This is a genomic window from Bacteroides helcogenes P 36-108 (assembly GCF_000186225.1).
Taxonomy (GTDB): domain Bacteria; phylum Bacteroidota; class Bacteroidia; order Bacteroidales; family Bacteroidaceae; genus Bacteroides; species Bacteroides helcogenes.
Map to the genome: position 1 here is coordinate 431,448 of NC_014933.1, position 21,398 is coordinate 452,845.

The 21,398-nt window shown below is 47.0% G+C and carries 23 protein-coding genes; 9 read left to right on the forward strand and 14 right to left on the reverse strand.

Annotated features, from left to right (window positions below; all coding sequences use genetic code 11):
* The first annotated feature begins 65 nt into the window (after nucleotides 1-65).
* The 6 genes from BACHE_RS01715 (at nucleotide 66) to BACHE_RS01740 (ending at nucleotide 5,461) form a co-directional block, all read left to right on the forward strand.
* Nucleotides 66-572, forward strand: a complete 507-nt coding sequence (locus tag BACHE_RS01715) for an OmpH/Skp family outer membrane protein (RefSeq protein WP_013545971.1) — start codon at nucleotides 66-68, stop codon at nucleotides 570-572.
* A gap of 93 nt (nucleotides 573-665) precedes the next feature.
* Nucleotides 666-1,511, forward strand: a complete 846-nt coding sequence (gene murI / locus BACHE_RS01720) for a glutamate racemase (RefSeq protein WP_013545972.1) — start codon at nucleotides 666-668, stop codon at nucleotides 1,509-1,511.
* Between the two features lie 310 nt (nucleotides 1,512-1,821).
* Entirely contained in the window at nucleotides 1,822-2,061 is a 240-nt protein-coding gene (locus BACHE_RS01725; RefSeq protein ID WP_013545973.1) for a DUF2007-related protein, read from the forward strand.
* Nucleotides 2,062-2,088: 27 nt separating this feature from the next.
* On the forward strand, nucleotides 2,089-3,168 hold the full coding sequence (gene proB, locus BACHE_RS01730) for a glutamate 5-kinase (protein WP_013545974.1): 1,080 nt from the start codon (nucleotides 2,089-2,091) through the stop codon (nucleotides 3,166-3,168).
* A 38-nt stretch (nucleotides 3,169-3,206) separates the two neighbouring features.
* Entirely contained in the window at nucleotides 3,207-4,457 is a 1,251-nt protein-coding gene (locus tag BACHE_RS01735; protein ID WP_013545975.1) for a glutamate-5-semialdehyde dehydrogenase, read from the forward strand.
* Between the two features lie 50 nt (nucleotides 4,458-4,507).
* On the forward strand, nucleotides 4,508-5,461 hold the full coding sequence (locus tag BACHE_RS01740; protein WP_013545976.1) for a Rossmann-fold NAD(P)-binding domain-containing protein: 954 nt from the start codon (nucleotides 4,508-4,510) through the stop codon (nucleotides 5,459-5,461).
* Nucleotides 5,462-5,545: 84 nt separating this feature from the next.
* On the opposite strand, the gene BACHE_RS01745 is transcribed toward BACHE_RS01740, so the two are convergent.
* From BACHE_RS01745 to rpmH, 7 genes are all read right to left on the reverse strand, one after another.
* Nucleotides 5,546-5,932 (reverse strand): rhodanese-like domain-containing protein, encoded by a 387-nt coding sequence (locus BACHE_RS01745; protein WP_013545977.1) that lies wholly within the window; start codon nucleotides 5,930-5,932, stop codon nucleotides 5,546-5,548.
* 13 nt (nucleotides 5,933-5,945) lie between these two features.
* Nucleotides 5,946-6,614, reverse strand: a complete 669-nt coding sequence (locus tag BACHE_RS01750; protein WP_013545978.1) for a NigD1/NigD2 family lipoprotein — start codon at nucleotides 6,612-6,614, stop codon at nucleotides 5,946-5,948.
* A 28-nt stretch (nucleotides 6,615-6,642) separates the two neighbouring features.
* The gene (locus BACHE_RS01755) at nucleotides 6,643-7,791 is read right to left on the reverse strand and encodes a hypothetical protein (protein ID WP_013545979.1); all 1,149 of its coding nucleotides are present in this window, start codon (nucleotides 7,789-7,791) and stop codon (nucleotides 6,643-6,645) included.
* Nucleotides 7,788-8,777 carry a D-alanine--D-alanine ligase gene (locus BACHE_RS01760; protein WP_013545980.1) on the reverse strand — a complete coding sequence of 330 codons (990 nt, stop codon included), beginning with the start codon at nucleotides 8,775-8,777 and terminating at the stop codon, nucleotides 7,788-7,790. The genes BACHE_RS01755 and BACHE_RS01760 overlap by 4 nt, the downstream gene beginning before the upstream one ends.
* A complete protein-coding gene (locus BACHE_RS01765) occupies nucleotides 8,774-9,841 on the reverse strand; it encodes an RluA family pseudouridine synthase (protein WP_013545981.1) in 1,068 nt (355 codons plus the stop codon). The genes BACHE_RS01760 and BACHE_RS01765 overlap by 4 nt, the downstream gene beginning before the upstream one ends.
* Nucleotides 9,842-9,900: 59 nt before the next feature.
* Nucleotides 9,901-10,554: a PASTA domain-containing protein gene (locus BACHE_RS01770; RefSeq protein WP_041579562.1), complete on the reverse strand. Its 654-nt coding sequence runs from the start codon at nucleotides 10,552-10,554 to the stop codon at nucleotides 9,901-9,903.
* 190 nt (nucleotides 10,555-10,744) lie between these two features.
* The gene (gene rpmH, locus BACHE_RS01775) at nucleotides 10,745-10,906 is read right to left on the reverse strand and encodes a 50S ribosomal protein L34 (protein ID WP_013545983.1); all 162 of its coding nucleotides are present in this window, start codon (nucleotides 10,904-10,906) and stop codon (nucleotides 10,745-10,747) included.
* 193 nt (nucleotides 10,907-11,099) lie between these two features.
* Here rpmH and efp point away from each other — a divergent pair, with 193 nt between their 5' ends.
* The 3 genes from efp (at nucleotide 11,100) to radC (ending at nucleotide 13,550) form a co-directional block, all read left to right on the forward strand.
* Nucleotides 11,100-11,666: an elongation factor P gene (efp, locus tag BACHE_RS01780; RefSeq protein WP_013545984.1), complete on the forward strand. Its 567-nt coding sequence runs from the start codon at nucleotides 11,100-11,102 to the stop codon at nucleotides 11,664-11,666.
* 172 nt (nucleotides 11,667-11,838) lie between these two features.
* The gene (locus tag BACHE_RS01785; protein ID WP_013545985.1) at nucleotides 11,839-12,828 is read left to right on the forward strand and encodes a glycosyltransferase family 2 protein; all 990 of its coding nucleotides are present in this window, start codon (nucleotides 11,839-11,841) and stop codon (nucleotides 12,826-12,828) included.
* Between the two features lie 35 nt (nucleotides 12,829-12,863).
* Entirely contained in the window at nucleotides 12,864-13,550 is a 687-nt protein-coding gene (gene radC, locus BACHE_RS01790; protein ID WP_013545986.1) for a RadC family protein, read from the forward strand.
* A gap of 26 nt (nucleotides 13,551-13,576) precedes the next feature.
* Here the strand turns inward: radC and BACHE_RS01795 are convergent, their stop codons facing one another.
* The 7 genes from BACHE_RS01795 to BACHE_RS01825 form a co-directional block, all read right to left on the reverse strand.
* Nucleotides 13,577-14,146, reverse strand: a complete 570-nt coding sequence (locus tag BACHE_RS01795) for a hypothetical protein (protein WP_148229803.1) — start codon at nucleotides 14,144-14,146, stop codon at nucleotides 13,577-13,579.
* Between the two features lie 30 nt (nucleotides 14,147-14,176).
* Entirely contained in the window at nucleotides 14,177-15,157 is a 981-nt protein-coding gene (locus BACHE_RS01800) for a retropepsin-like aspartic protease (protein ID WP_013545988.1), read from the reverse strand.
* A gap of 8 nt (nucleotides 15,158-15,165) precedes the next feature.
* Nucleotides 15,166-15,711, reverse strand: a complete 546-nt coding sequence (locus BACHE_RS01805) for a hypothetical protein (protein WP_148229804.1) — start codon at nucleotides 15,709-15,711, stop codon at nucleotides 15,166-15,168.
* A gap of 14 nt (nucleotides 15,712-15,725) precedes the next feature.
* Nucleotides 15,726-16,949, reverse strand: a complete 1,224-nt coding sequence (locus tag BACHE_RS01810) for a 6-bladed beta-propeller (RefSeq protein ID WP_013545990.1) — start codon at nucleotides 16,947-16,949, stop codon at nucleotides 15,726-15,728.
* Nucleotides 16,950-16,969: 20 nt separating this feature from the next.
* Nucleotides 16,970-18,325 (reverse strand): hypothetical protein, encoded by a 1,356-nt coding sequence (locus BACHE_RS01815; RefSeq protein ID WP_148229805.1) that lies wholly within the window; start codon nucleotides 18,323-18,325, stop codon nucleotides 16,970-16,972.
* Nucleotides 18,326-18,588: 263 nt separating this feature from the next.
* Complete coding sequence (locus BACHE_RS01820; RefSeq protein ID WP_013545992.1) at nucleotides 18,589-19,449, reverse strand: discoidin domain-containing protein; 861 nt, start codon at nucleotides 19,447-19,449, stop codon at nucleotides 18,589-18,591.
* 16 nt (nucleotides 19,450-19,465) lie between these two features.
* Nucleotides 19,466-21,385, reverse strand: coding sequence for a RagB/SusD family nutrient uptake outer membrane protein (locus tag BACHE_RS01825; RefSeq protein WP_013545993.1), 1,920 nt, complete (start codon nucleotides 21,383-21,385; stop codon nucleotides 19,466-19,468).
* Between the last annotated feature and the right edge of the window lie 13 nt (nucleotides 21,386-21,398).

Genomic DNA, 21,398 nt, shown 5'->3' on the forward strand with positions numbered 1-21,398 from the left:
CATACATTTGCCAAACGAATCTAAATTTATAAACAAATAATCATTCAAATAAATAATTAAACATTATGCTTAAAAAAATCGCACTACTCGTAGTTATGTTCGCCCTCCCGTTAGGAGCAATGGCACAAGCTAAGTTCGCCCACATGAATTCCCAAGAGGTTATCTCCGTCATGCCTGAGTTTACAAAGGCTCAAGCTGACTTAGACGCTTTGTCAAAGCAGTACCAGAAAGAGATGGAAACCTCTCAGGCAGAATTCAACAGAAAATATCAGGAATTGCTGCAACAGCAGGACTCTCTGCCCAAGAACATCCTTGAACGCCGCCAGAAAGAAATCAATGAAATGGCACAACGTCAGGAAGCATTCCAGCAGGAAGCCTACCAAGCCATGCAGAAGGCACAGCAAGATGCCATGACCCCCATCTACAAGAAACTGGATGAAGCCATACAGGCTGTAGGCAAGGCAGAAGGCGTGATCTACATTTTCGACCTGGCACGTACAGCCATACCCTTTGTAGGGACGCAAAGTACGGATGTGACAGCTAAAGTAAAGACACAGTTGGGCATCAAATAACAAACTTGCAAAAAATAAAAAGGCGCAGACTTTTCGTCTGCGCCTTTTTATTTTTTGCACTATCTTTGTGGAGCAGAAAATTTCCAAATAAACATGAAACAGACATTACCTTCCACTCCCGGTCCCATCGGCGTATTTGACTCCGGCTACGGCGGGCTGACTATTTTAAGCAAAATAAGGGAGGCGCTTCCCCAATACGATTATATCTATCTGGGTGACAACGCCCGCGCCCCTTATGGAACCCGTTCTTTCGAGATTGTGTACGAATTCACCCTGCAGGCAGTCACCAAACTGTTTGAGATGGGCTGCCATCTTGTAATATTAGCTTGCAACACGGCCTCGGCCAAAGCTCTGCGAAGCATACAGATAAACGACCTTCCGCACCTCGACCCGATGCGCCGCGTGCTCGGAGTTATCCGCCCTACGGTGGAACGAATAGGAGACATCACAAAAAACCGCCACGTAGGAGTGCTTGCCACAGCAGGAACCATCAAGTCAGGATCTTATCCACTGGAGATACACAAGCTCTTCCCCGATATCCGGGTGAGTGGGGAAGCCTGCCCCATGTGGGTATATCTCGTGGAAAACAACGAGGCGCAGGGAGACGGCACGGATTACTTCATCCGCAAATACATCAACTCATTACTTGCCAAAGACCGCCAGGTGGATACCGTCATCTTAGGCTGTACGCACTATCCGCTATTGCTGCCCAAAATCCGCCGGTATATGCCTGAAGGCATCACTACCGTAACGCAGGGAGAACTGGTGGCAGAGAGCCTGAAGGATTATCTCCGGCGCCACCCGGAAATGGACAAGAAGTGCACCAAAGGAGGAAGATGCGTTTACCGCACCACCGAAGCCGAAGAAAAATTCACCGAATCGGCCTCCACTTTCCTGAACGAAGCAATAAAAGTGGAACGGATCTCACTGGAATACTGAATGTGAAAGGAGAGATACATCCGTCCTTGCATGAGATGCACATCTCGTACTGCATGAGATGTGCATCTCGTGCAATGTGAGATGTGCATCTCATGCAATAACACCAAGGAAGATGAACAGGGGAAGCACCTCTTTCAAATCTGCCCGCATCTTTGCAGCAATGGCATAAAGACAAAGCCAAGATATGGATTCCTATTGAAACTATCCAAACATAAAAGAGGAAAAGCCAAAAAACTTCTTTACCTTTGCGATTGTTATATATGGAAATGGTGGCATATTTGCCCTACCAAACCTCTAAATTCATACCGATATGAAAGAAGATGATAAAAGCAAGCTCATTGAAGTTTTCAATGGAGCACCGTGGGAGGCCGAACTCGTAAAAGCCCAACTTGCAAGCAACGGCATCGACTCCATGGCCAAAGACAGCCTGATAGCAGATGTAATATTGCCCCCTACCGCCATTGATGTGGCCATCCTCGTCAGGGAAGAAGACTATGAAGCGGCAATGGAAGTAATCCGCGAACGCGAGAAAAACAAAGACGGAGATTAAACCGCCCCGACCGGGCATATCACAAATATGAAACAACCTTTCGCAAGAGTAGCTGTCAAGATAGGCAGCAACGTCTTGACACGCCGTGACGGCACACTGGACGTCACGCGCATGTCTGCACTGACAGATCAGATAGCCGAACTGCACAAGGCAGGCGTAGAAATCATACTCATTTCCTCCGGCGCCGTGGCTTCGGGACGGAGCGAAGTGCGCCCCGCCAAGAAGCTGGACAGCGTGGATCAGCGCCAACTGTTCTCGGCTGTGGGACAGGCCAAACTCATCAACCGCTATTATGAACTGTTCCGCGAACACGGCATCCCCGTAGGGCAGGTACTCACTACAAAAGAGAACTTCGGCACACGCCGCCACTACCTCAACCAGAAGAATTGCATGAGCGTCATGCTCGAAAACGGCGTGATTCCCATCGTCAACGAAAACGACACCATCTCCGTAAGCGAACTGATGTTTACTGACAACGACGAACTTTCGGGCCTGATAGCCTCCATGATGGATGCCGGAGCTTTGATCATCCTCAGCAACATTGACGGAATCTACAACGGTCCTCCCGCCGATCCCGCCTCCACTGTCATCCGTGAAATAGGACAGGGCAAGGACCTCTCGTCCTACATACAGGCTTCCAAGTCAAGCTTCGGCCGGGGCGGCATGCTGACCAAGACAAACATTGCCCGCAAAGTGGCGGATGAAGGCATCACCGTCATCATTGCCAACGGAAAACGGGACAACATCCTCGTGGATATAATAAGAAACGAAAATACCGTGTGCACCCGCTTCATCCCCTCTGCCAATCCGGTTTCGAGTGTGAAAAAGTGGATAGCCCACAGTGAGGGCTTTGCCAAGGGCGAACTTCACATCAACGATTGCACCACGAAGATACTTTTCGCCGACAAGGCCGCCAGCATCTTGCCGATAGGCATCACCGCCGTCGAAGGAGAATTCGAGAAAGACGACATCGTGCGGATCGTGGACTTTGAAGGAAACCCCGTCGGCGTGGGAAAAGCAAACTGTGACTCCATGCAGGCACGCGAAGCAATGGGCAAGCATGGCAAGAAACCGGTGGTGCACTACGATTATCTGTATATAGAATAGAAATACGCATTATAAAACAGATATAATTACCCTACAAGATGAATTTAAACCAGACATTTGCCTCTGTACAAGAAGCCGGCCGCCGATTACTGTCATTGAGCGACAAAGAAATCAACCGGGTGTTGCTCGCCGTTGCGGACGCTGCCATAGAAAAGGCGGACTTCATTCTGAGCGAAAACCTGAAAGACCTGGAACGCATGGATTCTTCCGATCCCAAGTATGACCGCCTGCAACTGACGGAAGCCCGCCTGCAAGCCATTGCAGCAGACATCCGCAAGGTAGCCGCACTCCCTTCTCCGCTTGGACGTATCCTGAAGGAAAGCGTACTCCCCAACGGACTGAAGATAAAGAGAGTGAGCGTACCTTTCGGCGTAATCGGAATCATCTACGAGGCCCGCCCCAACGTGAGTTTCGATGTATTCTCGCTTTGCCTCAAAAGCGGCAATGCCTGCATTCTGAAAGGCGGAAGCGATGCGGATCATTCAAACCGCGCCATTGCCGACGTCATACACGGGGTGCTGAAACGCTTCGATGTGGACCCGCATATCGCGGAACTGCTCCCCTCCGACCGCGAATCCACCTCCGCATTGCTGCACGCCGACGGCTATGTGGATCTGATAATTCCGCGCGGCAGCAGCAGTCTGATCAACTTTGTACGCCAGAATGCCACCATTCCTGTCATTGAGACAGGTGCAGGCGTCTGTCACGCTTATTTTGACCGTTACGGAGATGTGGAGATGGGCGCCTCCATCATCAACAATGCCAAGACACGGCGCGTCAGCGTTTGCAATGCCTTGGACTGTCTTATCGTTGACCTTGACCGCCTGACCGATCTGCCGGCTCTGTGTCAACCGCTGCACCTGCATGATGTAGTGATTTACGCTGACCAACCTGCCTATAATGCCTTGCAGGGCAAATATCCCACCGAATTACTGCGACCCGCCACCGAAGATTGCTACGGCAAGGAGTTCCTGGATTATAAAATGGCCATCAAGACCGTGGCATCTGCCCAAGAAGCGATGGCACATATCCGGAAGTACAGTTCCAAACACAGCGAATGCATCATTACGGAAGACAAGGCACGCGGCGAATGGTTCTACCGCGAAGCAGATGCCGCCTGCGTATATGTCAATGCCCCCACCTCCTTCACAGACGGAGCGCAATTCGGATTGGGCGCCGAAATAGGCATCAGCACACAGAAACTGCATGCCCGGGGGCCCATGGCGCTGGAGGAAATCACCACGTACAAGTGGATTATCGAAGGGACAGGGCAAATCAGAGAGAATTAATTAACATGCATACCGGCGGCGCACAGCCGCATTAACACATTTGGATTATTATGAAGAAGTTTACCTGCGTGCAGGACATCGGCAACCTGAAGTCTGCACTGAATGAAGCATTCGAGATTAAAAAAGACCGTTTCAAATACGTGGAACTGGGACGCAACAAGACGTTGATGATGATTTTCTTCAACTCCAGCCTCCGCACCCGCCTCAGCACACAGAAGGCCGCCCTGAACCTCGGCATGAATGTAATGGTACTTGACATCAACCAGGGAGCTTGGAAACTGGAAACCGAACGGGGAGTCATAATGGACGGTGACAAGCCCGAACATCTGTTAGAAGCCATTCCGGTGATGGGCTGCTACTGCGACGTGATAGGAGTACGTTCTTTTGCCCGCTTCGAGAGCAAGGAATACGATTACAATGAGGTGATACTGAATCAGTTTATCCGGCACTCCGGCCGACCGGTATTCTCGATGGAAGCCGCCACACGCCATCCGTTGCAAAGCTTTGCCGACCTCATCACAATCGAGGAATATAAAAAGACTTCACGCCCTAAGGTGGTGATGACTTGGGCGCCGCACCCGCGCCCGCTGCCGCAAGCCGTTCCCAACTCCTTTGCCGAATGGATGAATGCCACGGATTATGACTTTGTGATCACACATCCCGAAGGCTATGAGCTTGCTCCCGAATTCGTGGGCAATGCCCGTGTGGAATATGACCAGATGAAAGCATTTGAAGGCGCGGACTTCGTCTATGCCAAGAACTGGGCCGCCTATGCAGGCGACAACTACGGACAAATACTGAGCAAAGACCGCGAGTGGACTGTTGGCGAACGCCAAATGAACGTTACCAACAATGCCTACTTCATGCATTGCCTGCCCGTGCGCCGCAACATGATTGTGACGGACGACGTCATTGAAAGCCCGCAATCCATCGTGATACCCGAAGCCGCAAACCGCGAAATATCTGCCACTGTGGTACTGAAAAGGCTTATTGAAGGTCTATAAAGACATCGGTTCAGAGGCTCTAATAAACACGGGGATGTGTCAAGACTCCTCTTCTATCGAGGGGTTTCGGCACACCCTCCTCTTTTATTTCTCTATTCCTTTACCGGCTTCTTTCCAGCCCATAATTCCCCCATCCAGATTATAGACTTCATAGCCCTTACTGCCCAAGACGGCAGCCGCCTTTGCACTGCGCTTGCCACTGCGGCAATAAAGGGCGACAGGCCTGTCTTTCCGCAAAACGGAATCGGCCACTGATTCAAAATCCCTGTCCAGCACATTGATATTGATGCTGCCGGAAATGTGTCCTTCCGAATACTCGGCCAGCGTGCGCACATCCAGACGCTGCACTTCAGGATCAGCAATCAGTTCGGCAAATTTATCCGCAGAAACGGTCTGGAATTCTCCTCCCTTCTGCTGGCAAGAGAAGAATGCGGAAAAGAAAAGGCAAATACCTGCAAACAATGCTTTCATAGGGCGTTTTGTTTTAATTGATAGGAACATAGTATAAATCATAGGTTTTTATCTTGCCGGAGCCTGTGCACAAGCTGAAGTGAACTGTCACTTTCTTTACACCACCGGTCGCATACTGCCGCAAAGGAACAGACAGGTAAGCACGCTGTGTATAACCCACATCCCCATTTGCGTCATGAAAAAGAGTGAGACTTACCTCTTTGCTGTCCGCATCCGAAACAACCTTATTCTCCACAAAATGGAATGTATGCCTGCCTCCCTGAGCCTTGACGTTCAGAATGATATTCAGATAGTCCAATCCCATCCAGATACTCAACACGTCGGCAGGATCTGTCTTGACACCATCTTCAAATCTCGCGGCAGGCAAGGGAACAGGTGAAACCGCATACCTCACAGCATACAACTTCACACCGGAAGTGCCGTCAGCCGCAACCATCGGTTCATAGTTGCTGACAATACGGGCCGATGAATCTGCTTTCATACTAAACTTCGCCGCATCTTCAACCACCATATAAGCTTTACCCTCATCTGTCCGGATAGACTGTAAACTGCCATCCGCCCCCGCATAAGCTGTAAGAAACTCCAACTTCACGGACGGATAATGATATTCATCGCCACCACAGGCCATCAGCAGACAGGCAGACAAGGACAAAAAACACCAAAAACACTTACCTCTAATCATACTTTTATAGTTTAGCCAGAACCACAGTTCAGGCATTCGTTGCCGCTAAGTAATTCTTCAAAGGATTGGCATACATCAACAACATTTTCCCACGCAAGAAATCCATATCTTTATTGGGAATCTCAATACGTGCCAACTGCTGCTCAAGGTACACCAGGAAGCGCCGCTTATCCTCCTCCGTATAATGACGGGCAAAACCGTCATTGCCTTCCAGCAGGTCGTATGCCACATAATTGTTCGGATAAATCCGGTAATTGGAATGGATGCGCCTGTCTATCATAGCCGATATACGGCTGAAAAGTTCCGGTTTAGGAAGCGAACGGTCCATACGTCCCAATTCATCATTGATACAAGCCGCCGTCTGGAAATGTACCAGTCCTTTGAAACCGAACAAGCCGATCTGCATGCTTCTCAGGTCATCGGCCGTCGTTTTCTTGTAATCGGGCACGTCTCGCTTCTGCTGGAATTCCCACGCTTTGAGGAAATCACAAGGATCATATTCGTACGAAATGGCCAACGGTGCAATATTCATTTCCATCAAACGGTCAATAATGTCACCCTCACCACCCATGGAAATCATCTTCAGAATACTGTCCTGCGTAATGTCATTAGAATCCTTGGCACGCCCCTCGCGTTGAGCTATCCAAACGGACTGTTTCTTCTGTGCAATCGTGTAATGCATATAGCGCGACATGCGTGCCGAAGATTCAAGCATCTGCCGCATCGGTAATCCGCGTTGCACAATAAAGGACTTATTGACACGTACCAATTTCTTGATCCACGGATAGATAAGCAGGTTATCGCCAATGGCGATTTCTACCGTATCAAGATTCAAATCTATCAGCAAAATGGAAAGGAAACCGGAATCGAGTATGATGTCGCGGTGGTTGGATATGTAAGTATATGCCTTTGACGTATCCTGCAATGCGGTATGATTGAGCGTCAGCCCATCCGTAGCCTCTTTCGCTATCTTCCACAAGAGGCCATAGCAAAAAGCTTTCTGAAAGTCTTTCTTTGTCTTGCATGCCCGCATCTTCTGTGCCAGTGCGTCGAACGGGACATCGGGTATCACCGTAGAGACAGCTTCACGAAATGCCGGATCGGCAATCAGCTCCTCATAAATCTGTGGAAGTTCCTCATCATAATAAGGACGGATTTCATCAAACTCTGCGTTCATAAGTCTGTCGTCATTAGTTGATTCTCTATTATATCTGTCATCACATCTTTTATATCCAGTCCGGCGGCACGCACTTGCTGCGGAATGAAGCTGGTAGGAGTCATGCCCGGAGTAGTATTCACTTCCAGCAAATTTATTTTCTCTCCTTCGGTAACGATATAGTCCACACGGATAATGCCTTGCGCTCCCAATATGTCATAGATGGCAGAAGTCAGCTTCTGCACACGGTCACGCAGTCCGTCGGGGATTCGGGCAGGAGTAATCTCATCCGACTCACCATTATATTTGGCTTCATAATCAAAATACTCATTGTGCGTCACCACTTCAGTGATGGGGAATACTATGGACTTATCTTTTGTCTTATAGCAGCCGCAAGTCAACTCAGTGCCCTCCATAAATGCCTCCACCACAACTTCACGCGCTTCTTCGAAGGCTTTGGCTATGGCAGGCTGTATCTGTTCGCGTTTTTTCACCTTCGACACGCCGAAACTGCTCCCTCCAAGACTTGGTTTTATGAAACAAGGCAGACCAATCTTTTCAATGACATCCTCATCGGAAACCGTCTGTCCTTTGCGCAGCAGCAACGACTCGGCTATACGTACTCCGAAAGCCTTGAGAAACTGATTGCAGGCAAATTTGTCATAAGTCAGGGAAGCTGCCAGCACACCGCAGCAGGAATAAGGAATGTGCAGCATGTCGAAGTACCCCTGCAAACGCCCGTCCTCACCCGGAGTGCCATGAATAGTGATATAGGCGAAATCGAACACAATCTTTTTCCCATCCAGCATAAAGCTGAAGTCATTACGATCCACAGGAGCCGCTGTGCCGTCAGGAAGCAAGACATGCCAGTCAAGGCCGTGCATCTGCACAATATATAATGTATATTTCTCCTTATCGATGAAGGAGTAAATGCCTTGCGCGCTGCGCAGGGAAACATGGTATTCGGAAGTATCGCCTCCTCCTACAATTGCAATGGTACGTTTCATTCTAATTCTCTGTTACTGATATAGCTTCTCCATTTATCAATCAGCCGGGCCATGTCGTCGGGTAATTCCGAGGTGAAGTCCATCGCCTCTTTTGTGACGGGATGCACAAATCCCAGTGTCATGGCATGCAACGCTTGCCGTGGACAAGTATCGAAGCAGTTGTTTACAAATTGTTTGTATTTAGCAAAGTGGGTTCCTTTCAGTATCTCATGGCCGCCATAGCGTTCGTCATTGAAAAGGATGTGTCCGATGTGCTTCATGTGCACACGGATCTGATGGGTACGTCCTGTTTCAAGTATGCACTCCACGAGTGTAACATACCCCAAACGTTCCAATACCCGGTAGTGGGTGACGGCATGTTTTCCCTGATCATCGGGAAGTACAGTCATCTGCATACGGTCTTTGGGATTACGGCCGATATTGCCCACTACGGTTCCTTCATCCTGTTCCACATTCCCCCATACCAAGGCACGATAGCGACGTTTAGTGGTCTTGTTAAAAAATTGATTGCCAAGATTGGTCTTGGCATCCGGTGTCTTGGCTATCACCAAAAGTCCGGAAGTATCCTTATCAATACGGTGCACAAGTCCCACGTGCGGATCATTGGCGTCATAATCAGGATTATCTTTCATGTGCCAGGCAATGGCGTTGACAAGAGTGCCATGATAGTTGCCGTGCCCCGGATGCACAACCAGTCCGGCAGGCTTGTTCACTACCATGAGATGCTTGTCTTCATATACTATATTCAGGGGAATGTCTTCGGGAATGACTTCATTTTCATAGCGCGGACGATCCATCATCACTGTGATGACATCTTGCGGTTTCACCTTATAACTGCTTTTCACAGGCTTTCCGTTAGCCATAACAAAGCCTGCATCGGCAGCTTTCTGAATACGGTTACGGGAAGCGTTTGTCAGGCGGTCGAACAGATATTTATCTACACGCATCATCACCTGTCCCTTATCCACCACTACCCGGAAGTGTTCATAGAGTTGCGCCTCATCACCGACAGGTTCTATGTCATCCAACTCATCATTTTCTATTTCGTCCGGCAATTCTATCATCTGCTTATGTACAATTTGACGGTTTACGACTGAAGTTACTTTTACTGTCCGTAAAGTGTTTAGAACCATGACTCGTCTGCCGCAGACTTACCGGACGCAGCAGACTCAGGGGCGGTTTCGACCGGCTTCGTCTCCAATGAGTCACTCTCTTGAGGGAGCTCTCCACCTCCGCCTACCATCAGCGTCAAGGCAGCACCGACAGGTACTTTCTCACCGATAGCAAGCTGGCGTCCTCTGTATTTCACGCCATATACCCAATCTCGTTCTCCAGCCACATGCTGCACTTCGGCCACCTTGAAACCGGCAGCCAACAAACGCGCTTCCGCCTGCCGCAGCGAGCTATTGTCCGCCACGTCGGGAACTGTCTGCAAAGGGGTACTCCTGGCATTGACGGTAAGATAGATGGTACGACCTTCTTTCACCTTCTGTCCGGCAGCAGGATTATATTCGAGGATGCACCCGGCAGGCATTGTCTTCACATAGCCGGAATCCGAAACGATGCAGTTCAATCCATGATTGCGAAACATTTTTTCCGCCTCTTCCATTCCCATTCCTTTCACATTAGGAACTACCACTGCATCTCCATGACGCGTATATATATCAAGCGCTTTCAGAACTCCGAACAGCACCAATCCCACTGCCATAACCATCGCAATGATGTTTATCCAGAAGTATTTATTCTGTCGGAAAGAGAAAAATTCTTTTATTGTCATAATATAGTGCATTATCAGGGGCAAAGATACGATTTTCAGTACAGAGTACACGGAGAAGTGACAAGTTTTTATCCAAAGTCATTGTTATGAGACAATTTACGGCACATTCCGGGGATAAGTTTTACGATAAAAAAGGCCGCAAAACATTGTCACCAATCCTTTGCGGCCTTTTTTCTTTTAACACAGGGGCTTATGCCTTCACTCCATTGTATTCGTCAGAAACAGTCAGTTTCTTACGTCCTTTGGCACGGCGTGACGCCAATACTCTGCGACCATTTGCTGTTGCCATTCTCTCACGGAAACCGTGTTTGTTTTTTCTCTTTCTGTTAGAGGGTTGAAATGTTCTTTTCATTACTGTATCTTGTTTTATGTTATTATTCTCACGAATTCGGGCTGCAAAAATAGGTACTTTTTTCAAATAAACCAAGAGATAACTCATTTTCTCTCAAAAGTTTTGTGTTTTTTACCGATTTCCATTACTTTTGCACCTGCAAAGTTGCGCCAAAAAAGCATATTCTAACATAATAATTATAAAGACTATAAGTATGATTAATGCCCAAGACATTAAAATCGGGACTTGCATCCGTATGGATGGCAAGCTTTATTTTTGTATTGACTTCCTGCATGTAAAGCCGGGAAAAGGTAACACCTTTATGCGTACCAAACTGAAAGACGTTGTCAACGGTTACGTATTGGAACGTCGCTTCAATATCGGTGAAAAGTTGGAAGACGTACGTGTAGAACGCCGCCCCCATCAATATCTCTACCATGACGGTGACAATTACCAATTCATGAATCAGGAAACTTTCGATCAAATCCCCATCTCGCACGATTTGATCAACGGTGTGGACTTCCTGCTCGAAGGAATGATTGTAGATGTCGTTTCAGACGCATCGACCGAAACCGTCCTTTATGCCGACATCCCCGTCAAGGTGCAACAAAAAATCACCTATACCGAACCGGGACTGAAAGGCGACACGGCAACCAATACCCTGAAACCCGCTACCGTAGAATCGGGCGCAACGGTTCGCGTTCCTTTGTTCGTCAACGAAGGCGAGACTATTGAAATAGATACCCGTGACGGCTCTTACGTGGGGCGCATAAAGGCATAAACTATATAAATTACCACATGGCAAAACAGCTTGTCCGAATATATCGGACAAGCTGTTTTATTATTCCCCCGTTCGAGGCATTATCACACAAAATGCAGCAAAAGAAAAGGCTATTGAAGAAATTATCGACAAATAAAGATGTATATTTGTCCCCGTAAGCATAAAAAGAGATATGAGATATTCTGTCATAATCCCCGTATATAACCGTCCTGACGAAGTGGACGAACTGTTGCAAAGCCTGACCCGGCAAAGTTTCAAGGATTTCGAAGTAATCATCGTCGAGGACGGTTCTTCCGTCCCCTGCAAAGCTGTGGTAGAAACATACCGGGAAAAGCTGGACGTACATTACTACAACAAGCCCAATTCCGGTCCCGGGCAGACCCGTAACTACGGTGCAGAGCAAAGCAACGGAGATTATCTGATTATACTCGATTCAGACTGCATCCTGCCCGAAAGCTATTTCGCCGCAATAGAACAAGAGATACAAGCATCTCCCGCCGATGCCTTCGGAGGCCCTGACCGCGCACATTCCTCCTTTACGGATATACAGAAAGCAATCAACTACTCCATGACCTCCTTCTTCACCACCGGAGGCATACGTGGAGGAAAGAAGAAGCTGGACAAGTTCTATCCGCGAAGCTTCAACATGGGAGTACGTCGGGAAGTATATCAAGCTTTGGGTGGATTCTCCAAGATGCGTTTCGGAGAAGACATCGACTTCAGCATCCGCATCTTCAAGGGCGGATATACATGCCGGTTGTTTCCCGGTGCGTGGGTCTATCACAAGCGCCGGACAGATTTGAAGAAATTCTTCAAGCAGGTACATAATTCAGGAATCGCCCGCATCAACCTGTACAAGAAATATCCCGAATCATTGAAACTCGTCCACCTGCTTCCTGCCGCATTCACTTTAGGAGTAGCACTGCTATTGTTGGGCGCTCCCTTCTGCCTATATAGCCTGACACCGATTTTATTGTATGCCTTGTTGGTATGCACGGACTCAACCATCCGGAACCACAGCCTGCGCATCGGTATTTATTCCATCGCCGCCGCCTTTATCCAGCTTATCGGATACGGAACCGGCTTCTGGCGTGCCTGGTGGAACCGCTGCATACTTGGGAAGAATGAATTCGAGGCTTTCAAAAAGAACTTCTATAAATAGCACACAACGGGCAAGAGGGCAATAGATAACTATTTATGGAGAAACTCAATATCAATCAGTGGGCAGAAGAAGACCGCCCACGGGAGAAGATGATGCAAAAAGGGGCGGAAGCCCTGAGTGATGCCGAACTGTTAGCCATCCTCATCGGCTCCGGCAACACGGAAGAGAGTGCCGTAACCCTGATGCAACGGGTGCTATCCGATTGCGGGAACGACCTGAACCGACTCGGCAAATGGGAAGTGCACGACTTCTCCCGTTTCAAAGGATTGGGCCCGGCCAAAAGCATCTCCATCATGGCAGCCTTGGAACTCGGCAAACGCCGCAAGCAGCAAGAACGGCCGGAACGTGCCACCATCCGTTCTTCCGCAGACATCTACGAACTGTTTCATCCCCTGCTCTGCGATCTTTCCATCGAAGAATTCTGGATACTACTCATGAACCAGGCCTCCAAGCTGATAGATAAAGTGCGTATCAGCCGGGGTGGCATTGACCAGACCACTGCCGATGTACGCACCATTCTGCGCGAGGCGCTTCTACAGCGCGCCACACAAATAGCACTCATCCACAATCATCCTTCGGGAAGCCCACACCCCAGCATGGAAGACAAACACCTGACGGAACTCATAAAGAAAGCCGCCCATACCATGAACATACGCCTGACAGACCATGTCATCATTACGGACGGAAGATATTACAGCTTCTGCGATGAGGGATTACTGTAATCCCCCACTCGCCGAAACGTTGGGAATTATTTCTTTCTAATCATAGTCATTTGTTCTCCATCCTGCTCCACAACCAATTTTTCATCAGTAAGCTCTATTATTTTAGCATTGCTGTCTTCCGACCGCATAAACAATTCTTTCATCTTAAAAGCCGCTACGGGAGTGTTAGTATATAGGAGCTTCACAAACCTTTTCGCCTCTTCTGTTTCGGCATTCGATTTTACGAATTTCCATTCAACGCTTTCAGGATCTGGCGTTTCCTCTATGTATCCATCTTTTATTTTCCAGGTCCCTTTTTCCGTAATGCTATATTCCAAGGTTACGGTAAGCTGTTTCAATTCATCCAGAGCCTTGATTGCCAGCATAGCGGTTCCTTCCATCCCACACGTTCTGTCAGAACCGTATTGGGTATAGCCTTCCAGCATTACGGACATTGCCGGTGCTTCATCGGTCTTTTCCATATCCTTTGACATGGTGACATAATATTTGCCTACTAACTTTTCTTCTTCCTGCGTAAGAGGGGAAGTTGGGCTTTTACAGCCCATCAGCAGTGTGCAGCACAGTGTCAGTACAAAAATCAATGTTGTTGTTCTCATAATCATTTAAGTTACTATTTATTATTTAAGTCATTCTTTACGTTTTAATGCCTTTATAAAATCCTTCTCTCCTTGGTTGTTTGCATGATAGCCGTAGAACCGGATTTGCCTTGCACGGCTGTCATAAAGCATGTATCTGAAATAGTCCAGGAATGAAAGTCCTATAAAATTCAGGAATTTATACGAGGTTTCGGGAGCTATCTTCTCTTCATATCTATCCGCAATCAGAATAACCAGACTGTCAAGGCTCAGATTGTTTATCTTCAACCTGTCGGCCAACAGAGCAATTGAATCAAGAGGAGTGATTGTTTGTACAATGCTTCGCAGAGAATCTGCAATGCTCACGCCAAACCGCATTGGATAAGCCTTATCATTAAAAATCACAGACACTCTCCCCGGATATCCCGTATCGAACAAGAAAGTTTTCAGCAAAGAGTCATTAAGCAATATATCCACGTTCATATTGGAGTAATCGGGATTTACGTCCAGACAAAGAGCCAAAGGGCTTTTTATCCGGGATTCCCGTATCGGTTTATTCGAGATAGTAACCGTCTTCGATTCTAAATCAAACAACCAATTCTTACTCTCAATTTCTTTAGTGCCCAATATTCCATCATGATCCATTCCCCAAAAGTCAGCTATAAGAGAGTGGTTATAATGGTCCAAGTGCAACATGACGGAATCGAATTTCATTTTGCCGATATAGATATCTTTGGTGGCAAAATAGACATCATCCTTAAACTCTTTAGTAAGGGAATAATTGGAACGTTGCAGAGCTTTGTGAGTGGGACGAATACCCGATTTCCATGCAACCGGATAATCGAGGACGGAGCCATCCGATCCTGTATCAAATATGAAATCGTACTTTTCGCCCCCAATTGTGACAGGTATGTATATGTGCTTCCCTTCTCCTCGTTCTTCGTAAGATAAAGTCACCACATCTTTATTGCCGCAACCAGACGCCAAGGCAAGTATCAATAATACGAATATTCCGGAATGAATCTTTCCCATGTCAATCATCATTTCTTTCTGGTCAGAGTCAATTTTTCGCCATCCTGCTCTATGACCAATTTTTTACCGGTAAGTTCTACTATTTTAGAGCTGTCAGAAGGTTGTGCGATTGAAACCTTCTGTTTGTCCAGGTTGGTCTTCATTAATTCGAGAATTAGTTTAGCCGTATCAGTTTCCGCATTAGACTTGACAAATCTATATTTCATTTCCGGATCTGCCGTTTCATGCAGGAATCCGGCATCTATCTTCCAGCTTCCTTTCTCCGAGAATTCATATTCAGCGGTCAAATCAGATTGACCCAACAACCCTATTTTGAAGACAAATGTCATAGTACCTTCTTTCTCATACGTTCTGTCTGATTTATAACGCATATTGCTTTTCATTATAATAAATGCGCTGGCTTCCACACTGTCATTATCGAGCTTTTGTGATTTCAGACCATAGTATTCACCCACCAATTTCTTTTCGTCCGGTGTAAGCGATTGCTTATCATTGGCGTATCCTGCCAAGAATGTAAAAAGCGTCAAAACAAGAGTAATTGTTGTTGTTCTCATAATCATTTAAGTTATTATTTATTATTTAATGTTTTTATAGTACGATATTTCATCAGTTGATAAAAGAAGAATACCGGATTCTCATCCTCTGTCAATCCATTGTACAATTTTTCCAAAGTATCGTCTTGTATCAACGGGTTACCGAATATTTTCTTTTTTTTAGATAAGACGTCACCGGCCGAATGTTGAACGACATAAGTGTTATCACCTTGACGAACCAAAGGGGTATTAAGAGTTGAATAGAACTCAAACAACGGATTTGTATAGCTTCCGGAACATATAAGCATAGAGCCTGTCTCATGAAAGTAAACAACGAATGGATGCCAATAGACTTTGGGAGGTGAGAAGAAGAACACCGAAACATCTTTCAAGAAAACATAATCATGCAAAATAGTCGTTTTATTTAAAAGTTCTATATAAGCATCATCATTAATTTCATCAGTGATTTCCGGATATCCCCCTCCTGCAATATGAAGGCGATAAAGTTCCGTGCAACCATTTGCCCCTACCTTATAGAACGATTGTGTCCATGATTTATTGAGATATACATTACCACCATATTTCCGGAACGGGAACATGCCATTATTCATTCGGAACAGCTTGGTTTGGTAAGTAGGGAATGTCCTATACAGAATATCCCCATCAGTAGAATTGGCTACAGTTAGCATTGGCTTTTCATCTTCTTCCTGACAACCTATGTTATAATAGGCAGCGATAATTTGATTATCTATCTCTTCTATACTATCAAACGGGAGTTTGCCTATATCCACTTTGACAGCCTTTACAAGATTACCATAAAAATCATAATACAATAGTTTGCCTGCCCAATCTACTATTATCAGATGCTCTTTGTCGGCAGACAAGGCGATGTTGCATAGCCGGACATACTCTCCCGACCCACTTCCTGTCCGTCCTATTTTTCTGACGAAGCGTCCTTGCATATCAAAACAGAAGACAGCCCTTGCCGACTCCCTATCCATTATAAAGATATAATTATCCGTACAGATGAACTGATCGACAACACCGACCAGACACCTGTCGTCTGTCTGTAAACGAACGAATTTCACATCGTCCATAAGGCTGTCAAAAGGAACGGCCGGAATCTTGTCCGGATCAATAGTCAATTCTATAACTGTGGTATCTGCTACATTGCCCGCAGCCTCTGCTACCGTTTCTTTGCCCTTATGTTGGCAGCCCGTGAAGACTGCCAATAATAGCATGTAAATAGCGGTTCTCATATTCTATCAATTATCCAATCTTAATTTCCAATTCTGGTCAGAGTAAATTCTACCCAATCCTTCACTATGACCAGCTTCTCGCCGGTAAGTTCCGCTATTCTCGAACGACCGGAAGCTTGCTTCATCACCATTTTCGGCACATTGGCTTTCATCACTTCAACAAGCATTTTAGCCAGATCTGCTTCCGCATTGGATTTGACGAACTTGCATTCAAATTCTCCATTTGTCGTTTCCAGCAAGAATCCATCTTCTATCTTCCAAGTGCCCTTGTCCGAGAAATCATACTCAAGAGTTAAATCAGCCTGATCTAACTTTGCCATCCTGATGACAAAGACTACAGTACCCTTGTCCTCATACGTCCAGTCTGGCTTATAGGACGTATTGCTATTTTGCGTCATACACGCATTGATACCCACCGTGTCATTATTCAATTCCCGTGATATCGTGCAGGCATATTCGCCTACCAGTATTCTTTCGTCCGATGTCAGTGATTCCTGAACTCCCATCTTACGCAAAACCTTCACACAATAGTCATCAAGAAAAGGTTCCTTCTTATAAGTGCCCATAATTTTCTTTCTCAGCCGTTGCGCTGCGGCAGTCCTTTTCTCTCCTTTCACGGTCTTGTCAGGCTGTACATAATAAACGTATTCCGGAACATAATTGCGCATCCATACCGTGTCCGGCTTCTGCTTTAAGTCCACCACCGGAATTTTGCTGCGATCCTTCTCCTTGTCAATGCGTATATCCGTCAGCTTCCCGGCTTTGAATACCGCCACATAACGTTCTCCTGTATAACTCTGTGCCCTGGTAAGCATCTGCATGTCGTTCATGCGGTAGTTTCCGTTCAGCCAGTTGGCACGGATAGTCCGGCTGCCTGTCAGCTCGCTACCCGTCAGAGCCGCAATCTTCCGCATATCCATCGGACTAAGCTTCATGCTGTCAGGATAGATATAACCATTGTAAGTAACTCTATCCACATAAGCCACCTTGTCCTCACCTATCTTGAAGTGGAGTACATAGCCCTTGTCACTCAAGCCCGAAGTGGTAAGTTTAGGAAAAGCCTCTACTGCTCCCCAATCCTTTTCACCGAACATATACTCAGGGAATTGTTTCATGGAAGATTGACTGAAGAAATACGTCTTACCATTCACTACCAAGGTATCTCCCAGGCAATCGTCCGAGTAAAGGTAGCGGAAATAGTCGAATTCAGCACCTGTTTCCGGATAGCGATAACGGAAATCAAATTCCGATACTCCAAAGTTTTCCTGATAAAACTTCAACTCTTCGGCATAAGTCCGATGAGGGATGTCCGGGCGATTCTGCCCGTACACGACAGAAACGACAAACAAAAAGGATAAAAATAATAGATGTTTCATACGGATTTGCATATTTAATATTTATTTAAACGATACGTTCTTTCCAATTCTGGTTATCGCATTTACCTCTTTCAGTTCTCCTTTCATGAACTCCAGTTCAAGAGAACAACAATAAAACTACGATAGCAATAAGTTTTCTCATAAGAATCAATTTAAAAAGTTAGTAAAAAATTGAGCGCAGACACTCTCACGAGCACCTGCGCCCCTCTCTTAAAAGATTTAAATTAAAGGTCAGTTATTTACTAATTTGTCAATGGTAAATCTTAATCTGCTGCTTCAGGATCTTCGATGGAAACCGAATAGAACTTGAATTCGGACATCGTCCAGTATGCAGTGCCGTTATTGGTCGTATTGACTACGATACGGATTTGGCTGAATGGCTTTTCCACGTTATATACCTCTGAGGTGTAAGTTCCGGTAGAAGTGACAGGAAGGCCATCGGCTTCTTTGGTAAAGTTCCTTACCAGAAACCAGTCTGCTCCATCCGTGCTGCCCATCAAATCAAAATCCGTCGGTTTATTGTTGCCGTTGGCACGTGGCGCGTAAAAGAATTTATAAGCTCCCGTAATCTCTCGTTTCAGATTGACCTGCATCCAGTGCTTACCGGAAACGGCAACACTCCATGCAGTATGGAAGAAAGTTCCGGTATTGCCATCCAGCAAATCGGCAATAGGCCCTTCAGAGGGTTCCTGCGCATTGGTTGATAAATCGGCGGCAGTCAGAGCTATCTGCGTATTCACATAAGTGGGCAACGCAGCCTCCGAAGCTTTGGAGATGGTTTGCGTACTGCTCTTGTCGCCCGTTGCGCTTACGGATTGCACCGTGAATTGATATTCACCATACTTCTTGCGGGTGTCCGGAATCTCGATGCTGTCTGCATAGGCACTCGCTGCACGCATCACGTCTTTCTTCAGCAACGGGTCGTGATATTTCACTTCAACATAGCGGATGTTGCTCTCTGCGGGAGTAGTCCAGCGCAATACGATGCGCCCGGAAGTGCTTTCTGCTGTCAGGTTAGTGACTTCGGCAGGAGTTACTCCCCCATCGTCACTGCTGCAACTTGCGGTGGCCAAGGCAGCTCCAAACAGAAGCAGCCCGGCATAAGATTTAAGTATTTTCTTCATTTTCATTTTGTTTTAATTAATAACCGGGGTTTTGAACCAGATTCATGTTTCGGTTGATGTCTGTCAACGGAACAGGCATCAGGTATTGGGTAGGGCTCTCGAACTTACGTTCAAAGGAAACTTCCGTTTCCTGGGCAAACGCGTCAATGGTGTTGCCTATGATATTCATGCCCCTAACCTTCACGCCGAAATATTGCTCGGCTTGTTTCCATCGGCGCAAGTCCCAGAAAGTCTGGTTCTCCAGATAGAACTCAATGGTACGTTCCTGACGGACGATTTCGCGCAGTTTGCTTTGGTCCAGAGTAGCAATACCGTTCCAGGAGGTTTCTACCGTAGGAATGCCGGCACGCGTACGCACTTTGTCCAAGTTGGTCTTGGCCAAGTCCAGACTGTTGCATTCCACACAAGCCTCGGCATATCCTAAATAAAGCTCGGCCAGGCGGATAACGGGCCACGGATAGAAAGGAGGATAGTATAATGAAGTGCGCACATTATAGCCCGGCACTACTCCCTTTTTATTGAGGTAGCCGGTAGGAGAATAGTTGTTGGTGCGCAAGCTGCTTCCTTTGGGCTGGCGTGAGGTATTGCCGCCAATGACAAAATCGCACACCAACTTGCCTGATTCATCATCACTGAACTTGTTATAGCTGGCATCGTTCTGGTAAGCGCCGTTACCGTCCGAAGCGCTCATAATTTCATAGAAGCCTCCCTGAAAAGCCACCCATGAGTAGAAACGGGGTTCACGATCCAGATTGAAACGGATAGTCTTGGCCTCCGGATCGCCGATATTGGCATTTTCTTCACCCAGAGTAGTCACTTCAAAGATGCCGTTGCCTTTCGGGAAATCCGGGTCTTGATCCACGGGAAGTCCGTTCTTGGTATAGAAACGCTTCAGCATGGTCAGTGTAGGCGACACACCGTTATAGGCAGAACCATTGCAGAACGGCAATGACTTGTTCTGTATGCTGTATGCACCTTCCGAACGGCAGTCCGCCCAAAGAACTTCCTTATTGGCAGGTTCGATGACCGTATAGCGCAAAGTGTGTTGCACGGGGTCGGTGGGTTCCAGGTTGTCATATCCGTTCAGCATATAACCAGTGTTATTATAAAGGGCATATCCTGCGGCCTCGGCCACCTTGATGGCATCTTCGTAGGCCGTCTTTGCCTTCTGCCACTTGTTGGCGTCGTAAGTGAGGGGCATCAACGGATTTCCTTCTTTATCCTTGAAGTCGGCATAGAACTCGCTGTTACCGTTGAACAGGGGAGAAGCGGCATAAAGCAGCATTCTGGCCTTTATGGCTTTGGCCGCTACGCTGGTAGCCAATCCGTAGTTCTCATTGAGACGGGTGGCGGGCAGGCCTTCAGCCGCTTCGTCCAGCATCTGGCACACGTAGTCCACACACTCATCGTAGGGTGAACGGGCGGCATATTGATCGGCCGGAGTTACAAGTGAGGGTTCTTCCTTTACCAGAATGACAGGGCCATAGCTGCGCACCAGCAAGAAGTGATAGTAGCCTATCAGAAACTTGGCCTGCGCAATGTAGTCCGCCTTTATGGATGCTTCCAGTGCCGGAACCATATCTATGTTGTTCAGCAGGATGTAGCATTGCTTGATGCCCTGGAACAATGAGTTCCAGTATGAAATTACAGGATTTGAAGCCGAATAATTGCCTTTGGGGAAAGCGGCGAACGTCTCGTGCTCGAATGCCGTCACCACTTCATCGCCAGTAAAGAGATCCAAAGAACCCGTACCGTTTCTCGGATTGGGAACGTATGCATAGCATGAATAGATGAAGCGCTTGGCCGCATCTTTATCTTCAAAGGCATCTTTCTCGGTCGCTTTCTCGTCGGGAACTACGTCCAGATAGTCGCAGGAGGACATAAATCCCGAAAGCAAGCAGACCATCACGATAAATATTTTATTGAACTTTTTCATATCTGTTCGTTTT